At 68.3% G+C, this 16,293-nt stretch carries 12 protein-coding genes; 3 read left to right on the top strand and 9 right to left on the bottom strand.

What is annotated here, in order from left to right; all coding sequences use genetic code 11:
* Positions 1-10 precede the first annotated feature (10 nt).
* Together J7520_RS12570 and J7520_RS12565 are read right to left on the bottom strand one after the other, a co-directional pair.
* Positions 11-475, bottom strand: a complete 465-nt coding sequence (locus J7520_RS12570) for an SRPBCC family protein (RefSeq protein ID WP_291188745.1) — start codon at positions 473-475, stop codon at positions 11-13.
* A complete protein-coding gene (locus J7520_RS12565) occupies positions 472-807 on the bottom strand; it encodes a helix-turn-helix transcriptional regulator (protein ID WP_291188743.1) in 336 nt (111 codons plus the stop codon). The genes J7520_RS12570 and J7520_RS12565 overlap by 4 nt, the downstream gene beginning before the upstream one ends.
* Positions 808-986: 179 nt before the next feature.
* Here J7520_RS12565 and J7520_RS12560 point away from each other — a divergent pair, with 179 nt between their 5' ends.
* Positions 987-3,077 (top strand): hypothetical protein, encoded by a 2,091-nt coding sequence (locus J7520_RS12560; RefSeq protein WP_291188741.1) that lies wholly within the window; start codon positions 987-989, stop codon positions 3,075-3,077.
* A 55-nt stretch (positions 3,078-3,132) separates the two neighbouring features.
* Here the strand turns inward: J7520_RS12560 and J7520_RS12555 are convergent, their stop codons facing one another.
* From J7520_RS12555 to J7520_RS12545, 3 genes are all read right to left on the bottom strand, one after another.
* Complete coding sequence (locus J7520_RS12555; RefSeq protein ID WP_291188739.1) at positions 3,133-3,747, bottom strand: trimeric intracellular cation channel family protein; 615 nt, start codon at positions 3,745-3,747, stop codon at positions 3,133-3,135.
* 329 nt (positions 3,748-4,076) lie between these two features.
* The gene (locus J7520_RS12550) at positions 4,077-4,265 is read right to left on the bottom strand and encodes a YbdD/YjiX family protein (RefSeq protein ID WP_291189078.1); all 189 of its coding nucleotides are present in this window, start codon (positions 4,263-4,265) and stop codon (positions 4,077-4,079) included.
* A 5-nt stretch (positions 4,266-4,270) separates the two neighbouring features.
* On the bottom strand, positions 4,271-6,334 hold the full coding sequence (locus J7520_RS12545) for a carbon starvation CstA family protein (RefSeq protein WP_291188737.1): 2,064 nt from the start codon (positions 6,332-6,334) through the stop codon (positions 4,271-4,273).
* Positions 6,335-6,689: 355 nt separating this feature from the next.
* Here J7520_RS12545 and J7520_RS12540 point away from each other — a divergent pair, with 355 nt between their 5' ends.
* Positions 6,690-8,063, top strand: a complete 1,374-nt coding sequence (locus J7520_RS12540; protein WP_291188735.1) for a hypothetical protein — start codon at positions 6,690-6,692, stop codon at positions 8,061-8,063.
* Between the two features lie 160 nt (positions 8,064-8,223).
* On the opposite strand, the gene J7520_RS12535 is transcribed toward J7520_RS12540, so the two are convergent.
* The 3 genes from J7520_RS12535 to J7520_RS12525 form a co-directional block, all read right to left on the bottom strand.
* Positions 8,224-9,861, bottom strand: coding sequence for a right-handed parallel beta-helix repeat-containing protein (locus J7520_RS12535; protein ID WP_291188734.1), 1,638 nt, complete (start codon positions 9,859-9,861; stop codon positions 8,224-8,226).
* A gap of 165 nt (positions 9,862-10,026) precedes the next feature.
* Positions 10,027-11,502 carry a hypothetical protein gene (locus tag J7520_RS12530; RefSeq protein WP_291188732.1) on the bottom strand — a complete coding sequence of 492 codons (1,476 nt, stop codon included), beginning with the start codon at positions 11,500-11,502 and terminating at the stop codon, positions 10,027-10,029.
* Positions 11,503-11,693: 191 nt separating this feature from the next.
* Positions 11,694-13,214, bottom strand: a complete 1,521-nt coding sequence (locus J7520_RS12525) for a delta-60 repeat domain-containing protein (RefSeq protein ID WP_291188730.1) — start codon at positions 13,212-13,214, stop codon at positions 11,694-11,696.
* Between J7520_RS12525 and J7520_RS12520 the strand changes: the two genes are divergently transcribed.
* Complete coding sequence (locus J7520_RS12520; protein WP_291189076.1) at positions 13,213-15,156, top strand: hypothetical protein; 1,944 nt, start codon at positions 13,213-13,215, stop codon at positions 15,154-15,156. The two genes, J7520_RS12525 and J7520_RS12520, sit on opposite strands and share 2 nt — an antisense overlap.
* A gap of 130 nt (positions 15,157-15,286) precedes the next feature.
* Here the strand turns inward: J7520_RS12520 and J7520_RS12515 are convergent, their stop codons facing one another.
* Positions 15,287-16,195: a hypothetical protein gene (locus J7520_RS12515; RefSeq protein ID WP_291188728.1), complete on the bottom strand. Its 909-nt coding sequence runs from the start codon at positions 16,193-16,195 to the stop codon at positions 15,287-15,289.
* Positions 16,196-16,293: the final 98 nt, after the last annotated feature.

Below are 16,293 nucleotides of genomic sequence, written 5' to 3'. Positions count from 1 at the left end.
GGACTCCGGTTCAGGCCGCTTTCGGCTTGGAGAAGACGTCCATGCCGCGGCCGGTTTCGAGCAGCGACTTGAGGCTGGAGAGGACGATCGGCCAGCCCTGGCGGATGCCCTTGTCCATGCCGCTGCCGGCTTCGAGTTCGTCGTGACTGACGGTCAGCCGCACCATCTCCTCGTAGGCCTCGATCTCGAACGTGACCCGGCTGTAGGCGGCCGGATCGTCGGCGCGCGAAGGGTCGGCCCAGGTGATCACCAGGCGCCGCGGCGGCGAGGCCTCGACCACCTTGCCGATCAGGTTGACCGTGCGCTCGTCGTTGTCGCGCACGTGCTGCCAGGTCGAGCCGGGCTTCCAGTCGGAGACGTTCTCGTGGCCCCAGTAGCGGCGCGTGACGTCCGGCCGGGTGATGGCCTCGAACACCTTTTCCGGCGTCGAGAAGATGTAGGTGACGTAGACGAAACGGGTGGTCTCTTCGCTCATGATCGTTCTCCTTCGAGTTCTTGCTTCAGGTCGTGCAGCAGGCCGAGCCGCTGGCGTTCGAATTTCCGCACCCACCGTTCGTAGATCTCGTGCAGCGGGACGGGGTTGATGAAGTGCCGCTTTTCGCGGCCACGCCAGACCGTGCTCACCAGGTTCGCGTCCTCCAGGATCCCGAGGTGCTGCGTGGCGGACTGTCGGGCCATGGCCAGGTGTTCGCACAGCTGGCCGAGGGTCTGTCCGTTGTTCTCGCAGAGGAGATCGAGCAGCTTCCGGCGCGTGGGGTCGCCCAGCGCCTTGAAGACCTTGTCGGCTTGTGTCGGATCGGTCGGCATGTGCGGACACTATATGCAGGCAAATACCTGCATGTCAATGCGCAGGCGACAGGCTTCCTGCGCCCGGGTGTGAAGGCGGTTGCGATTTATCAATGGCTTACTAGGGTTGTCCCCAATGTCCTCGCCGGCGCCGGCCGGCTACGGTGGGTCATTGAGCGGCAATATCCGGAGCGAAGAAGATGATGGAGATCAGTGGCGTCCGCGCGCAGAGTCCGCGCACCCTGCCGGCCGAGGAGCCGCGCGTCCCCGCGCAGGCCGAAACGCCCGATTCGACCCCGGCGGCCGCCCCCGCGGCGGCGAAACCGGCGACGAAGACGCCCGCGGAAGCCACCACGCCGCAGGAGGCCGTGCAGGCGATCCACGCGCTGCCGCTGCCGCGCAGCGACGATCTCACCGGCATGCCGAGCCAGGCCGCCGCGTCGGTGTACACGCCGCGCGTCGAGGCGTTCAACACGACGCGCGCGGAACAGGCGCAGGCCGCGCTGGACCGCTTCGCGCCGCAGCGCAGCGACTTCGCCGGCCTGAACGGCGCGACGGCGAGCTACGAATACGACAACGCGCTCACCGCGTACAAGAGCAATCCCTATACGCAGGAGCTGCAGCGCGTCGTCGACGAGGCGAAGGCGCAGCCGACGCAGGTGCCGGCCTACCTGACCGCCGGTCAGCCGACGACGAACGTGTCCTCGCTGCCGCTCGAGCAGGTCAGCAGCGCGCTCGGCGCGCTCGGCGTGCAGATGCCGGCCAACCCGTCGCCGGAACAGGTGCAGTCCGCCTACGAGCTGCTCGGCAAGCTGCCCAACGAGGCGCTCGGTTGGGCGATGAATCCGGGTTCGCAGGTGAACTTCTCCACGCCGGTGATCGGCGCCGGCACGCCGTCGCTGGTTCCCGCGCGCGTCGGCGGCGACGTCCGCGTCGAAGGCGAGGTCAAGCTGTCGCAAGTGCAGACCGACGTGAACTTCCAGCAGACGCAGCAGTTCGAGATGTCGGCGCAGATGCAGTTCACCGGCAGCGCCAGCTTCGGCAAGACGCCGCTGAACCGCATCTACGGCTGGGCCGACAAGCTCGGCGTGCTGTCGCCGGGCGCGAAGAGCCTGGTGGAGAGTTCGCCGCTGCTGCGCAACGTCGTCAAGGGACTGCCGATTCCGGTGTCGGCCTCGGCCGAGACGTTCTCCGGCACGCGCCTGACCTATCAGGCGACGGTGACGCCGCAGCAGGGCACGCAGCTCGGCAAGGGCGACCTGTCCGTCGCGCCCAATCCGCTCGATCCGATGAAGATGCCGGTCGGCACCTCGGTGATGATGCGCGGGCAGACGCTGGAGGGAACCTCGTTCGCGGCGAGCTACAAGCTCCTCAACGGCGAGACCACGCACACCGAACTGTCCGGCCAGGGCTTCGGCGTGCGCCGCGTCGACGCGAACACGTTCGAGGTCTATTCCGGCCCGGTCAAGACGGTCGAGAACGAGATGTTCCTCGGCCTCGGCCGCCGCGGCCTGATCAGCGCCGGCATCGGCGTGGACAAGAGCGCGGAGACGCAGGGAATGTCGGTCGCGCGCCTGGATCTGCGCACCGAGGAAGGACGCGCCGCGTACCAGAACTTCATGAGCTCCGGCCAGATCCCGAACTGGTCGCCGCCGGGCGTGAGCCAGTCCGGCAAGTCGGAGATCTTCAATTCGGATCACGTCGCCTCGGTCGGCGCCAACATCGGCGGCCTGTCGTGGATGCAGGAGATCAACAGCAGCCACCTGACGATCAACCGCACCACCTGGCAGGACGGCACGATCGAGCAGACCAACAGCTACACCATCAACAACGACCACTCCGCCGAAGTCAGCTTCAAGCTCGGCGCCGACGGCAAGCCGATCGAGGGCGCGACGACGTACCGCGTCATGCTCGCCAACTACAACGAGAGCCTGACCTCGTACATGCGCAACGCGTTCGACGGGCAGGACGCCAAGCCGAAGAGCTTCGACGGCAACCAGCACGTGCAGCTCACCTTCAACGATTCGCAGCTGATGCAGCTGCGCGACGTCGCACAGAATTACCTGGACAAGACCGGCCGCGGCGACCTGCCGGACATGATCCGTGCCGGCAGCGCGGCGTCGAACGATTTCGAGGTGCAGCTGGCGATGGCGAAGACGCCGGGCGAGGTGTTCGCCGTCGTCTCGAACGATTTCTCGAGGAACTTCATGGCCGAGAACTTCCTCGCCATGACCGGCATGACCGGCCAGTCGATTCCGGGCCAGATGGTGGTCCGCGACGCCGGCAACTGACCCTTCTCGTCGGGAAGGTTCGCGACCGGCACGCCCGCGTGCCGGTCGCGTGCGTTCATCCGCGCAGGTCGAAGGTCGGCAGCTGCAGGCTCCAGGCGACCGAGGCGAGGCGCAGCCCGACCACGGCCAGGAAGCCGGCCGTGAACGCGAGCATGCGCGGCACTCCGAGCTTGTGCAGCACCAGGTACAGCGTGATGCCGACGATCGCCGCGCTGGCGTAGATGTCGCCGCGCAGGATCAGCGGCAGCTGCGCGGTCAGCACGTCGCGCACGACACCACCGGCGACGCCGGTCATCGTGCCGGTCAGCACGACGATGACCGCCGGGTGCTTCGCCTCCTCGGCGAGTTCGGCGCCGGTCAGCGCGAACAGCGCCAGGCCGAGCGCGTCGGCGACCACCAGCGCGTCGTGGTACGGCAGCGAACCCCAGCGCGCGCAGGCCACCGTCAGCAGGGCAGTCGCGCCGATCACGTACAGGTAGCGCGGGTCGCGCACCCAGAAGATCGGGTGCCGGTTGAGCAGCAGGTCGCGCAGGGTTCCGCCGCCGATCGCGGTGACCGCGGCGATGACGAGTACGCCGAGAAGGTCCAGGCCGGCGCGTCCGGCCGCGAGCGTGCCGCTGATCGCGAACACGGCGACGCCGATCAGATCGAGCAGGTAAAGGATTCTCATCGCGCGAGCATAGAGGGCGCTGCCACGGCGGAGAAGCGGACGTGTGAGGTGGCCGCGCTGCGTGCGCGAACGAGGACGTCCGTTCGTGCCTCGCACGACTGCGGCCTGCGCCGAGGACGAGCGATCGTATTCGCCTGCAGCCGCGGCGAGCGCCGGGCTAGCCCGGCCGACTCGCGTGGCGTGATGCCCGCGAAAGCGGCATCCACTGCGTCCCGGCGCAGGAAGCAGATTCCCGCTTCATTGCGGCGGCGCATCCGCTCCTCGGATCGGCTTCGCCGCGGTGCCGTTGCGCGCGCCGTCGCGGGAACGACGGCTTCCGCGAAGGTTCCTTAGCAGCAGCGCCCGCCACCGCCCTTGTAGCGCGCCATCTGTCGCTCGTTGAAAAACTCCGCGTAGCTCGGAATCGCGCGCTCGGGATGATGCGCGCGCAGGTGCGCAATGTAGACCTCGTAGTCCGGCACGCCGATGATCTGGCGCGCGATGCGTACGCACCGGCGCCAGAATCGCGCGAGCCGCACCGTATTCACCGCGCGGCTCCGGCGAGCGCGACGTACGGCGTTTCCTGCGCCGTCGGCGCGGCGTTGCGGCGCGCGGCGAACGCGGCGCGCAGGCCGAACACGACCATCGCCACGACCAGCAGCATGAAGATCATCGACAGCGTGGCGTCGACGTAGTCGTTGGTCAGGATGCGGTGCATGTCGTCGATCGATTTCGCGGGCGCCAGCACCTGGCCCGCGTCGAGCGCGGCCGAGTACTTCTGCGCGTGCGCGAGGAAGCTGACCTTGACGTCGCTGGAGAACACCTTCTGCCAGCCGGCGGCCAGCGTGCAGATCACCAGCCAGACGGTCGGCAGCAGAGGAATCCACAGGTACTTGTCGCGCTTCATCTTGATCAGGCAGACCGAGGCCAGGGTCAGCGCGATCGCCGCGAGCATCTGGTTGGCGATGCCGAACAGCGGCCACAGCGTGTTGATGCCGCCGAGCGGATCGACCACGCCCTGGTAGAGGAAGTAGCCCCAGCAGCCGACGCAGAGCGCGGTGGCGATCAGGTTCGCCGCCCAGGATTCGGTCTTCTTCAGCGCCGGCACGGCGAGCCCGGCGAGTTCCTGGATCATGAAGCGGCCGACGCGCGTTCCCGCATCGACGGTGGTCAGGATGAACAGCGCCTCGAACAGGATCGCGTAGTGGTACCAGAACGCCATCATGCCTTCGCCGGCGATGACCTGGTGGATGATGTGCGCCATGCCGACGGCGAGCGTCGGCGCGCCGCCGGCGCGCGACAGGATCGAGTTCTCGCCGATGTCCTTGGCGGTCTGCGCCAGCACGTCGGGCGTGATGACGAAGCCCCAGGAGCTGATCGCCTGCGCCGCCGATTCGACCGTGGTGCCGATCAGCGCGCCGGGCGAGTTCATCGCGAAGTAGATGCCCGGATCGAGCACGCAGGCGGCGATCAGCGCCATGATCGCGACGAAGGCCTCCATCAGCATCGAGCCGTAGCCGACCAGGCGCGCCTCCTTCTCGTTGGCGAGCAGCTTGGGCGTGGTGCCGGAGGAGATCAGCGAGTGCCAGCCGGACACCGCGCCGCAAGCGATCGTGATGAACAGGAATGGGAACAGGTTGCCGGCGAACACCGGGCCGCTGCCGTCGATGAACTTGGTCAGCGCCGGCATGCGCAGTTCCGGCGCGGCGATCAGGATGCCGAGCGCGAGCAGCACGACGGTGCCGATCTTGAGGAAGGTCGACAGGTAATCGCGCGGCGCCAGCAGCAGCCACACCGGCAGCACCGAGGCGACGAAGCCGTAGCCGATCAGCATCCAGGCCAGCTGGCGGCCGTTGAAGTGGAACATCGCCGCCCATTGCGGATCGTGCGCGACCACGCCGCCGAGCCAGATCGAGAGCAGCAGGAGCACCAGGCCGATGATCGACACCTCCAGTACGCGGCCCGGGCGCAGGTAGCGCAGGTACACGCCCATGAACACCGCGATCGGCATCGTCATCGCCACGGTGAACGTGCCCCACGGGCTTTCCGCCAGCGCCTTCACCACCACCAGGGCGAGCACGGCGAGGATGATGAACATGATCATCAGCACGCCGATCATCGCGATCACGCCGGCGGTCGGTCCGAGTTCCGCGCGCACCATCTCGCCGAGCGAGCGGCCGTCGCGGCGCACCGACAGGAACAGGATCATGAAGTCCTGCACCGCGCCGGCGAGGATCACGCCGAACAGGATCCACAAGGTGCCGGGCAGGTACCCCATCTGCGCGGCGAGCACCGGGCCGACCAGCGGTCCCGCGCCGGCGATCGCGGCGAAGTGGTGGCCGAACACGACCCACTTGTCGGTCGGCACGTAGTCCAGGCCGTCGTTGCGGCGCACCGCCGGCGTCGCGCGCGTGGGATCGAGCCCGAGCGCCTTGTCGGCGATGTAGCGGCTATAGAAGCGGTAGCCGATGAAGAAGATCGAGGTCGACGCGGCGACCAGCCACACCGCGTTGATCGTCTCGCCGCGATGCAGCGCGATCGTGCCGAGGCAGAACGCGCCGATCAGCGCGACGACGAGCCAGCCGAGTTTCCCAGCCACCGAATTCATGCGACCCCCGCCAATACCGGACCTGGATCGGAGCCTGTGCCGTCGTCGCGGACGGGTCAAGACGCGGCGCATTAGCCTTTCGTCGAATACGGCGCTCGGGCGCGCGCGAGGGCTCGTCGTGGAGGGTGAGCGGGGCGCTCCACGGACCGACTGCTGCGTCGGCGGCCAGGCACCCGGCCCGCGCACGAGGGCGAGCCACGAACGGCTCGCGGGAAGCGCTCCGAGGATGGATACTGCGGTGGGAGATCGAATGCCATCGCGCGGCGGTTTCCGCCGACGTTCGGCGTAGCTGGGGGAGCCTCGCGCCGTGATGCGCGGAGGTCGATGCCAGCCGAAGTCCGCCAGGGGAATCCGCATGCCTTGCTCGACCGTCCTACGCCCGTTGTTCGTCCTGACGATCGCGTCCAGTGCCGCCGCCGCGTTCGCGCAGGATCCGCCGACGAACGTCGACGGCTGGTTCGACCCGAGCTTCAGCGGCGACGGCCGCCTGCAGATCACGCATGCGCCGGCGAGCGTCTTCACCGATCCGCAGCTGATGATCCAGCCCGGCGGCCGGATCCTCATCGGCGGCGCGTGCAAGGTCGGCAGCGACACCTATCCCTGCGCCGCGCGACTGCTGCCGGACGGCACGCCGGATTTCAGTTTCGGGCCGAATGCGACCGCCGCCTTCGTCTTCGACGAATTCGCCGGATTTCCGCGCGGATCGACGTTCGCCTTCGCGCAGCAGCCGGATGCGCGCTTCCTCGTCTTCGGCGACAACGACTACGCGAGCGAAGCCAGCATGGGCGCGCGGCTCACGCGCGACGGCCAGCTCGAGCGCTGGCCGGGCGGCGCGGCGGTGCGTTCGATTCCGCTGTCGGCGCATCCGACCAGTCCGAACTCGCGCATCAACTGCGCGACCGTGCTGGCGAACGGCAAGATCATCGTCGCCGGCGTGGCAAACCGTCTCTCGAACGCCGACAACGAGGATTTCGCGATCGCGCGCCTGAATGCCGATCTCACCCTCGACACGACGTTCAACTCCGCCGGCGCGCGACCCGGCGTGCAGCTCGTCGCGTTCGATCAGGGCGGCGACAATCGCGACCAGGTGGCCGCCGTGGCGGTGCAGCGCGACGGCAAGATCGTCGCCGTCGGCGTGGTCGGCATACCGATCGGCTACAACGGCGGCGTGGTGCGCCTGAACGCCGACGGCAGCCTGGACACCGGCTTCGGCAGCAACGGCCGCATCCTGTTCAACCCGGGCCAGATCGCCGCCCTCGGCGCCGTCGCGATCGACCGCCAGCAGCGCATCGTGGTGGCCGGCGCCGTCGGCGATTTCAACGATTCGGACATGTACGTCGCGCGCCTGCGCGGCGCCGACGGCGCCCTCGACGTGTCCTTCGGCGGCACCGGTGCGGTGCGTTACGGCGGCGCCGACCTCGACAGCGCACGCGCCGTGGCGATCCAGTCGGACGGCAGGGTCGTGGCGGCAGGAACCTACGGCTACAACGATTTCGGCGTGGTGCGCTGGCGCGAGAACGGCGTCGTCGATTCCACCTTCGGCGTCGGCGGGCGCAGCACCGGCTCCTTCGCGGCGAGCGGCCCGACCTGGACCGACGGCGTCACCGCGATGACGCTCGACGGCGGCCGCGCGCTGGTCGCGGGCATGAACTCGATCACCACTGATACTTCCTACATCGGCGTCGCGCGCCTGACCGCCGATCGCATTTTCATTGGCGGTTTCGAGTAGCGCCGCGACGGCGACGAATGCTGCACCTCGATCGCAGCGTTTGCGTGCGCGATTGGACGAAAAGCGGTCCGCGACGAAGTGGCGGCGGCGCGCGCGCGTGATGCTCGCCGGACGCGGCCGTCGCGCACGGCGCAGACGGCGCTACCCCGTCGCTCGCCGACTACGGATCGAAGCCATTCCTGAAGATGAGGTCGGCGGCCGGCACGCGCAGGCAGTTCGACAGCTCGGACGTGATCAGGTCCTGCGTGAAGCCGTTGGTCGTGGTGAAGCGCTCGGTGCTGGCCGCGATGAAGGAACCGGCCGATACGGAACCGGCCGACACCGTGAATTGCGTCGTGAACGCGAAATCGCCGTTGGCGTCCGTCGTGCCGTGCGCTCTCCACTGGGTCGGCGATGCCTCCGCTTCGCCGTGTCCCGAGGAATCGCAGGCGGTGTTGGCGTGGAAATACACGTCGACATCCTTTTGCGCGACGGTGTGTACCGAGCCGGACACGGTGACCGGCACGTTGGCCCCGTTCGGAACGCCGGCGGCGATGGAGGCCAGCACCGGCGCGTTGAGGTTTTCGTTCGGGCCGAGCAGGTCGCCGTCGGTGCGGATCGGATTGACGCCGACCGGCGCGATGTCGATGCCGAGGCCGCCGTTGTCGCGGATGCTGTTGCCGCGCACTTGCACGTGCGGCCAGGAGGTTCCGGCGGTGTCGGCGGAGGCGGCGACGAACACGCCGGCGCCGCCGTTGTTGGCCACGCGCGAGGCGAAGCCGCCGTTCGCCGGGTCGCCGGTGACCGAAACGATCATGTGCCCGTCGACGTGCACGCCGTCGCCGTCGTTGCCGAACGCTTCGTCGTGGATGCCGATACCGATCTTGTTGGCGTAGACGCCGGCAGCCCCGGCGCCGTACCAGGCGTTGGTGCTGGCCAGGTTCACGCCGTCGCCGCCGTTGGCCGCGATGAAGTTCTGTTGCACGAGCAGGCCGGCCGGATCGGCGCGGATGCCGTGGCCGCTGTTGCCGAGCGCGTGCACGCCGCCGGCGTCGAGGCCGATGTAGTTGTTGCGCACGAGGATGCCGGTGGCCGCGTTGATGTCGGGCACGTGAGCGATCCAGATGCCGTCGCCGTGGTTGCCGGAAATGAGGTTGCTCATGAACGCGCTGGCCGGCGGGGAGTCGGTGCCGATCGTGAGGTCCTTCACGTTGATGCCGATCTCGATGCCGAGGCCGTTGCCGAGCGCCTGCGTGCCGCTCGCATCGGTGCCGATGTAGTTGTCCCGGATGTCGACGTCGCTCATCGTGCAGAGCGTGTAGTTGCTGTCGTTGAAGGCGCAGCCGTCCAGCTTGATGCCCGCCTGCGAGAAGCGGTTGATGACCAGACCGCTGATCGAGGACTGTCGAGCGCTGCAGTAGTCGGTCGCATTGAAGCGGGTGATCGCGAGTGCGATGCCGGGACTGTCGCCGGCGAGGCTGCCGTCCAGTTCGATCCGCAGCGCCGCGTTGCTGCCCTCCGCCAGGGTGTTCATCTGGCTGCCCGGCTGCGTGTAGCCGTCGATCGCGACCCAGCTGAGGAGCGCCGGCAGCGGCGTCAGCGGACGGATCGTGTGCACGCCGGTTCCGGGAATGGCGAAGCTGATCGTATGCATGCCGCCGCTGCGACAGATGGCGTTCGCATCGGCAATGGCCTGGCGCAGGCTGCCGGCGCCGTCGTCGTCGGTATTGGTCACCACGAAGTCGTTCGCCGCGGCGGCGGCCGACCAGATGAGCGCCAGGATCAGCGCATGCGTGCGCAGCAGTGCGAAGGGGGTCATGCTGGGTTTCCTGCATGAAAATGGATGGGGCACGCATCCCGTCGGCCCGCGCGCCGCGCAGGCGGGGACGATCGAAGCGCAGCGTTCGTCGCCGTCGCGGCGCTGCGCTGCGTGGAACCTCTGCAGCGATCGCGCGCGATATGGCGATCGACGCCGATTCGCGACTCACCGGCTCGCCTCCGCGTCGAAGCCATTCGCGAAGATGCGGTCATAGCCCAGCTTGCCGACGGCGAACCTCGGGAAAAAGCTGTCGCTGGGATTGTCCTGGCCGGCGACGAACAGGAAACCGCCCACGATCGCGATGCAGCAGCCGTTGGCAGCGCCGCCCGGCGAGAACGTACCGAAAGCCGTGCCGCGGCCGCTGAAATCGGCCGCGAGGCTGCCGTCCGTGCGCAGGTGGGCCAGCGCGAACCGGTAGTCGCCGTAGCCGCCGATCGGGTTGTAGAAGCTGGTCGCCGATCCGATCGCGAAGACATCGTCGCCGCGCAGCGCCAGCCCGCCCGCCCCATCCCGCGCCGGGGAGCTCAGGCCGAAATGCACGACGACGACGCCGGGGCCATCCGTGGACGCCGTGCCGAAGCCGGCGTCGGCCTGCCCGTTCGCGCCGAGGCGGGCGACGAAGAAGTCCGCCGGCTGCGCGGCGACCGCCGACCGCGAGATCGAGCCGGCAAAGACGATGCGCCCCTGCGAGTCGATCGCCAGCGCGTAGACCGACCAGGCGTCCGTGGCCGCGCCGAGGAACACGCGCCCGCCGCTGCCGAAGCCGCTGTCGAGGCTGCCGTCGGCATTCAGCCGGATCAGCGCGGCCTTGCGTGCACCGCCGTCGATCGTCACGTGGCCGGCGACGACGATCTTGCGGTCGGCCTGCACGGCGACGGCCATCGCCTGGTCGGAGAAGTTGCCGCCGAGGTCGAACGAAACCAGCTTGCGGCCGCTGGCGTTGAAGCTCGTGTCGACGCCGAGGTCGGCGTTGAACCGCGCGATGCCCCAGTCGGTGTTGATGTACGGCTGGCCGGCGCGCGAGGCGTTGCCGGCGACGACGATCTTGCCGTCCGGCGCGATCGCGACCGCCTGCGGCGCGTTGTTCGCGCTGGCGGCAGGCACGTTGTCGGCGAACACCACCGGCGCGTAGATGGCGCCGCCGGCCAACGCCTGCGGCACGCCGTCGGCGGACAGGCGGATCAGGCGTCCTTCGTAGCTCACCGCGCTGCTGTCGCTGCCGAGATGACCGAAGGTCGCCATCACCAGGCGGTTGTCCGCTTGTAGGGCGAGACCGTTGTAGCCGAGGTCGCTGTCGCCCGGGAAGCGCGGGTCGCCGGCGAACAGTTCGCGGCCGTTGCCGACTTCGCCGAAATTCACGTCGAAGCTGCCATCCGGCAGCAGGCGCGTGGCGCACAGCCCTTTCTCGAGGTTCGCGGTGTAGCAGGCGCCGGCCAGCACGAGCTTGCCGCCCGGCTGCACGGCGAGTCTGCTGAGCGTGTCCCAGTCGCCCGCGCCCATTGCCGGCGTCACGAAGCCGCCGTTGCCCCAGAAAGTATCGGGATCGCCGTTCTGCGGCGGCGAGGTCTGGGCGTGCGCGACGGCATCGAGCGCCAACGCGAGCAGAGCGCCGAAGGCGGTGCGGCGGATCGTGGTGTTCATGCGGTTCTCTCAGCGGTGAGGACGAGGCCGACGCGGAGTCGCGCCGGTCTCGTCCTCGTGCTACGCCGTGCGATGCGCAAATCCGCCAATCGCACCGCTTCTGCAGGAGCGCGGGCAGGCGCGACTGCCGACCGCTTCGGCAAACGGACGGCACGCGGCGGTCGTCGCGTCGTACGTAGCACCGTGTTCTCTCACTGCGGAGAGTCGAAGCCGTCCTTGAAGATCGCGTCGAGCCGCAGCTTGGCGACGCCGAAGTAGCTGGCGTCGCTGGCGCCTTTGTCGTAGGCGCGGCCGACGAGGATCAGGCCGCCATGGGCGATGATGGCACCGCGCGCATCGTTGAGCGTCGTCATGGACGGTCCTTGCGGCGGGCTGTAGCCGCCGTAGGCGCCGGTGCTGAAGCTCGGGTCGGAATTGCCGCTCGGCAGCAGACGGCTCATCGTCCAGACGGACGTGTTCGGCGTCGCGTGGCTGGTCAGCGTCGAACCGTACACGAGGATCTTCTCGTCACCCTGCAGGATGAGGCCGAGGCCCGTCGATGTTTGCGGATTTGCGGGAAGTTCTCCCAAATCGACGAACAAGATGCCGTTCTCGCCGTTGTCATTGCTGAAGCTGTTGTCGAGCATGCCCGCGGAAGTGAAGCGCGCGACGAACTGGTAGGAGAAACCCCAAGTCGAGAAGACGGTTCCGGTGACGAGGATGCGGCCGCGACGGTCGATCGCGACGGCATAGACCTCGCTGATGGTCTTGATGTCTCCGCGCGAAACCCATGGGGGGACGGCTGCGTTGCCGCGGATCTGCAGCCCCGGTGAGATGACGACCTTGCCGCCGTCGCCGAAACTGGCGTCCAGGCCGCCGTCCGGGTTCAAGCGTGCGAGCACGCCGGAGCTGGTGGCAGGATCCATGACGGCGGTGCGCGCGGTGCCGGCCACGACGATCTTGCCGTCCCTTTGCACGGCCACGGCGCGGGCCGTGTCGTAGTTGGCACCGCCCAAGTCGACGTAGATGGTTTGCGCGCCGTCGCTGCCGAAACCGGTATCGGGCGTCATGTCCGCATTGAATCTGGCGACGCCGATGTCGCTGTCGGTGCTCATGCAGGCCGTCGTGCTGCGGCAACTGGTGGAGCCGGCCACGACGATCTTGCCGTCCGGTGCGATCACCACCTCGCCGACCAGATCGCTCATGACGGCGGGATCGATTCCGGGTTGGAACAGCACGCGGCGGTAGTACGCGCCGTCGGCCAGCGCCTCGAACTCGCCGGCCCGTTTCAGGCGCACCACGCGGCTTTCGATGAGTCCGCCGTTGAACTCGGCGCTGGCGAGCACGAGGCGGTCGTCGCGCTGCACGGCGAGGCCGTGGACGGCGATCTGCGGATTGCCGGGAAAATGGTCCTGGTAGTCGGCGAGCACGGTTTTCCGATAGCCGCCGAACCCGTTGCCGAGCGGGACGCCGTTCGGATGCAGCCATCGGAGGCAGATTCCGGCGTCCAGGTCAGGGTCGTTGCGCTGGCAGTTGCCGCCGAGGACGACCGTCCCATCGGACCTCACGGCGACGGAAGTTCCCTCATCGATGGCGCTGGCGTCGGAGGTGTACATGTTGCGGCCTTCGACCGGCCAGGCCGGATCGAACGTGCCGTCCTGAGCCTGCGCGGCTTGGCTCGAGATCAGCCCGAGCGCGCCGGTCAGCGCGGCGCGGCGGATCGTGAAACGCATGGTGTTCTCCCCGTCATCGGTTCGATGGGCGACAGCCGCGCGGTGGACGATCGGTGGTCCACCTTGCGGTAAACGCCGCATCGGAACGGGCGTTCGTGTTCCGACTACGCCGTGCGAAGCGCGATCCCGCCACGACGGGTTCGCGGGCGCCCGGAATCTGCAACGGGCGCTCGCGTTCGCGGGAGCGATGTCGACGAGGTGGCTCGAGCGGCTGACGGAACATTCGATGGCGGGGTTGGCCGCCGGACGGCGTAAGGGAACGTCGAAGCCGTCCCTCGGCTTTGTTCCGGCTCACGCGGGAACGGGGTGTTTCCGGAGATTTCCGCGGTTTTGGACGACTCCGCGTTCGGCGAGCAGAGGAGAGAAGGTCATGCGATGGATTGGCGTGGTGGACGCATTCGTGCGGGTCGTCGGTTTCGGTACGGCCGACGCAGGCGCAGCGCGACGCGCACGGCGTTCACCGCAGGGCGATGTTCGATGTCGCACGCGCGGCGGGAAATGGCCGATCGTCGCGTGCGCCCGCTTCGCGCTCGCGGCGGGAATGGCTTTGTCGGTCGCCGCCCCGGCGCAGGCCGCCGACTCCGACGGCTATCCCGACCCCAGCTTCAACGGCAATGGATTGCTGCGGATCTTGTTCTATTCGGGAGTGAACGCCAGTGCGTACGGTGTCGTCGTGCAGCCGGACGGCAAGATCGTCCTGAGCGGCACTTGCTTGATCGGAGACGCAACCTCCGATTCGCGCGTGTGCATGGCGCGCGTGCTGCCGGACGGCACGATCGACCACAGTTTCGGCCCGAACGGGAGCGGCGCCTTCCTGTTCAGCGATTTCGCCGGATTTCCCGCTGCGACATCCAACGATTTCATCCGCCAACCGGACGGACGCTTCGTCGTCGTGGGCACTAGTTACGATCCCGCACACTTGGGTGCCTGGATCGCGCGTCTGAGCGCTTCGGGCGAACTCGAGCGTGCGCCGAACGGAGAACCGGTGCGCTGGCTGAATCTGTCGGCGAATCCGACGTCGCCGGGTTTCGTGACCTACGGCGTGGCGTTCGCGCCCGGCGGCAAGATCGTCGTCGCCGGTACCGCGAACAGCGCATCGGATCCGGGCAACTGGGATATGGCGGTGGCGCGATTGAACCCGGACTTGAGCCTGGACACGACGTTCAACGCAAGCGGCGCGGGCGGCATGCCCGGCGTGCGTCTGTTCGCGTTCGATTTGGGCGGCGGCAATAGCGACCGCGCGTACAAGGTAGCCGTGCAACCCGACGGCAAGATCGTCGCCGCGGGTGCCGCGAATGTCGCGCTCGGACCGGTGAACACGGCCGCGGTGGCGCGTGTGAACGCCGACGGCACGCCGGACGCGACCTTCGGCAGCAACGGCCGAGTCTGGTTCGGAGTCGGCCCACCCGAGTTGAACACGAGGGCGTGGGCAGTCGCGCTCGACTCGCGACAGAACGTCGTGCTGGCCGGTATCACGCGCCCCTATGTAAGTGCATACGACAGCGGCTACGTCGCACGCCTGCGCGCCACCGATGGTGCGCTCGACACGGGTTTCGGAGACCAGGGAACGGGCTGGACGCTGTTCGGCAGCAACGCAGCGGCGATCTACTTCAACGCGGTTCTGGTGCAGCCCGACGGCAAGATCGTCGCTGCCGGCACGATGTCCGACCCGGTCGGCTCGTCGTTCGCGTATCCGTACGTCAGCCGCCTTCTGCCTACCGGCACGGATGATGCGACGTTCGCGGACACGCTCTACGGCTATGTCGGCCCGACTCAGCACGGCAACGACGGCGCCGCGGCGGTGGCCTACGATCCGCGCGGTTATCTCGTGCTGGCCGGCCACAGCCAGTTGATCGGGGAAACCTACGGCGACATGGGCGTGGCGCGCTTGACGTCGCAGATCGTCTTCGGCGGCACCGGCGCCGGATTCGACGCGCAGTAGCCGACGGCGGCGATGCCGCGTGGCGATGCCGCGCTCGCGGCGTAGCGACGCAGGCGCCTAGGACACGCACCCGTCCGCGAACAACGCGAAGCGCCGCCAGGGCGCTTCGCGTTGCCGGTGTCGCGCGATCTCAGATCGTGATCGGCAGGAAGCGCAGGAACCCGGTGAACGTGTTGTACAGGTTCTGCAGCGGCTGCTCGAAGATCTTCGGCTGTTCCGATCCGTGGCGGATCGGCTGGCCCTGGTCGAACGCCGCGACGATCGGTCCCATGTTGTGCGCGTTGACCAGGTTGGAGATGCCTTCCGGGTTGCCGATGCGCAGGTCCGAGCCGAGCGCGTTCGGCAGGGCGTTGGTGAACGGAATGTCGTTCTGCAGATGCGTCGCCCAATCGCCGTCCACGCCGTAGGCGCGGCTGCGCTCGGCCATCACGGTGCGCGTGGCGTTCGGGTCCAGTCCGAGGCGGCTGAGCGTGTTGTCGTGCACGCCCTGCGAATTGAACACGACCGAGGTGCTGCCGGTGGCGGCGGCCGCGGCGCCGGCGAGCGAGCCGCCCATCGAGTGCCCGGTGAAGACCACATTGTCGCCGCCGAACGCGTTCTCGACCTGATTGGCGAGATCGACCGCGTTGTGCATCTGCTTGGTGTCCAGGCCGGCGCTCTGCGCGATCACGCTGGGAACGTCCTCGCCGGTGTTGCCGGCGTAGGCGACGGCATAGTGGCCGTTGCCGTCGGTGTAGACGCCGGCGAGCATGCCGTCGCGATACTGGACGCTCGGATCGACGCCGGCCGCGTGCAGCTCGCCGTCACCCATGCGACGCCAGCCGTCGACGTGCGTCTGCGAGGGATTGTAGGCCGCTTCGGCCAGCTTCGCCATGCTGCGGTCGAAGCCGGGCTTGGCGTCCTTGCCGCCGACGGAAGCGTCCCATCCGCCGTCGGCAGGGCGTGTCGCGCCCGTGCCCTGGCTGCCGCCGCCGAGAACCTTGTCCGCGAAGTCGCGGATGCCGTCGTTGATGCGTTGGCCAACTTGCTCGATACCCATCTTGAGGTTCCTTTGAAAGGATGAAGGTGGATTTGTCGAGTGCTGCCGGGTGCGATGCTAGCGAGCAGGATCGGCGGATGTGATCTAGGGTGAACCCC

The organism is Dokdonella sp. (assembly GCF_017744955.1).
In the GTDB taxonomy this organism is placed as follows: Bacteria; Pseudomonadota; Gammaproteobacteria; order Xanthomonadales; family Rhodanobacteraceae; genus Dokdonella_A.
This window is presented reverse-complemented; position numbering and strand designations above follow the sequence as displayed.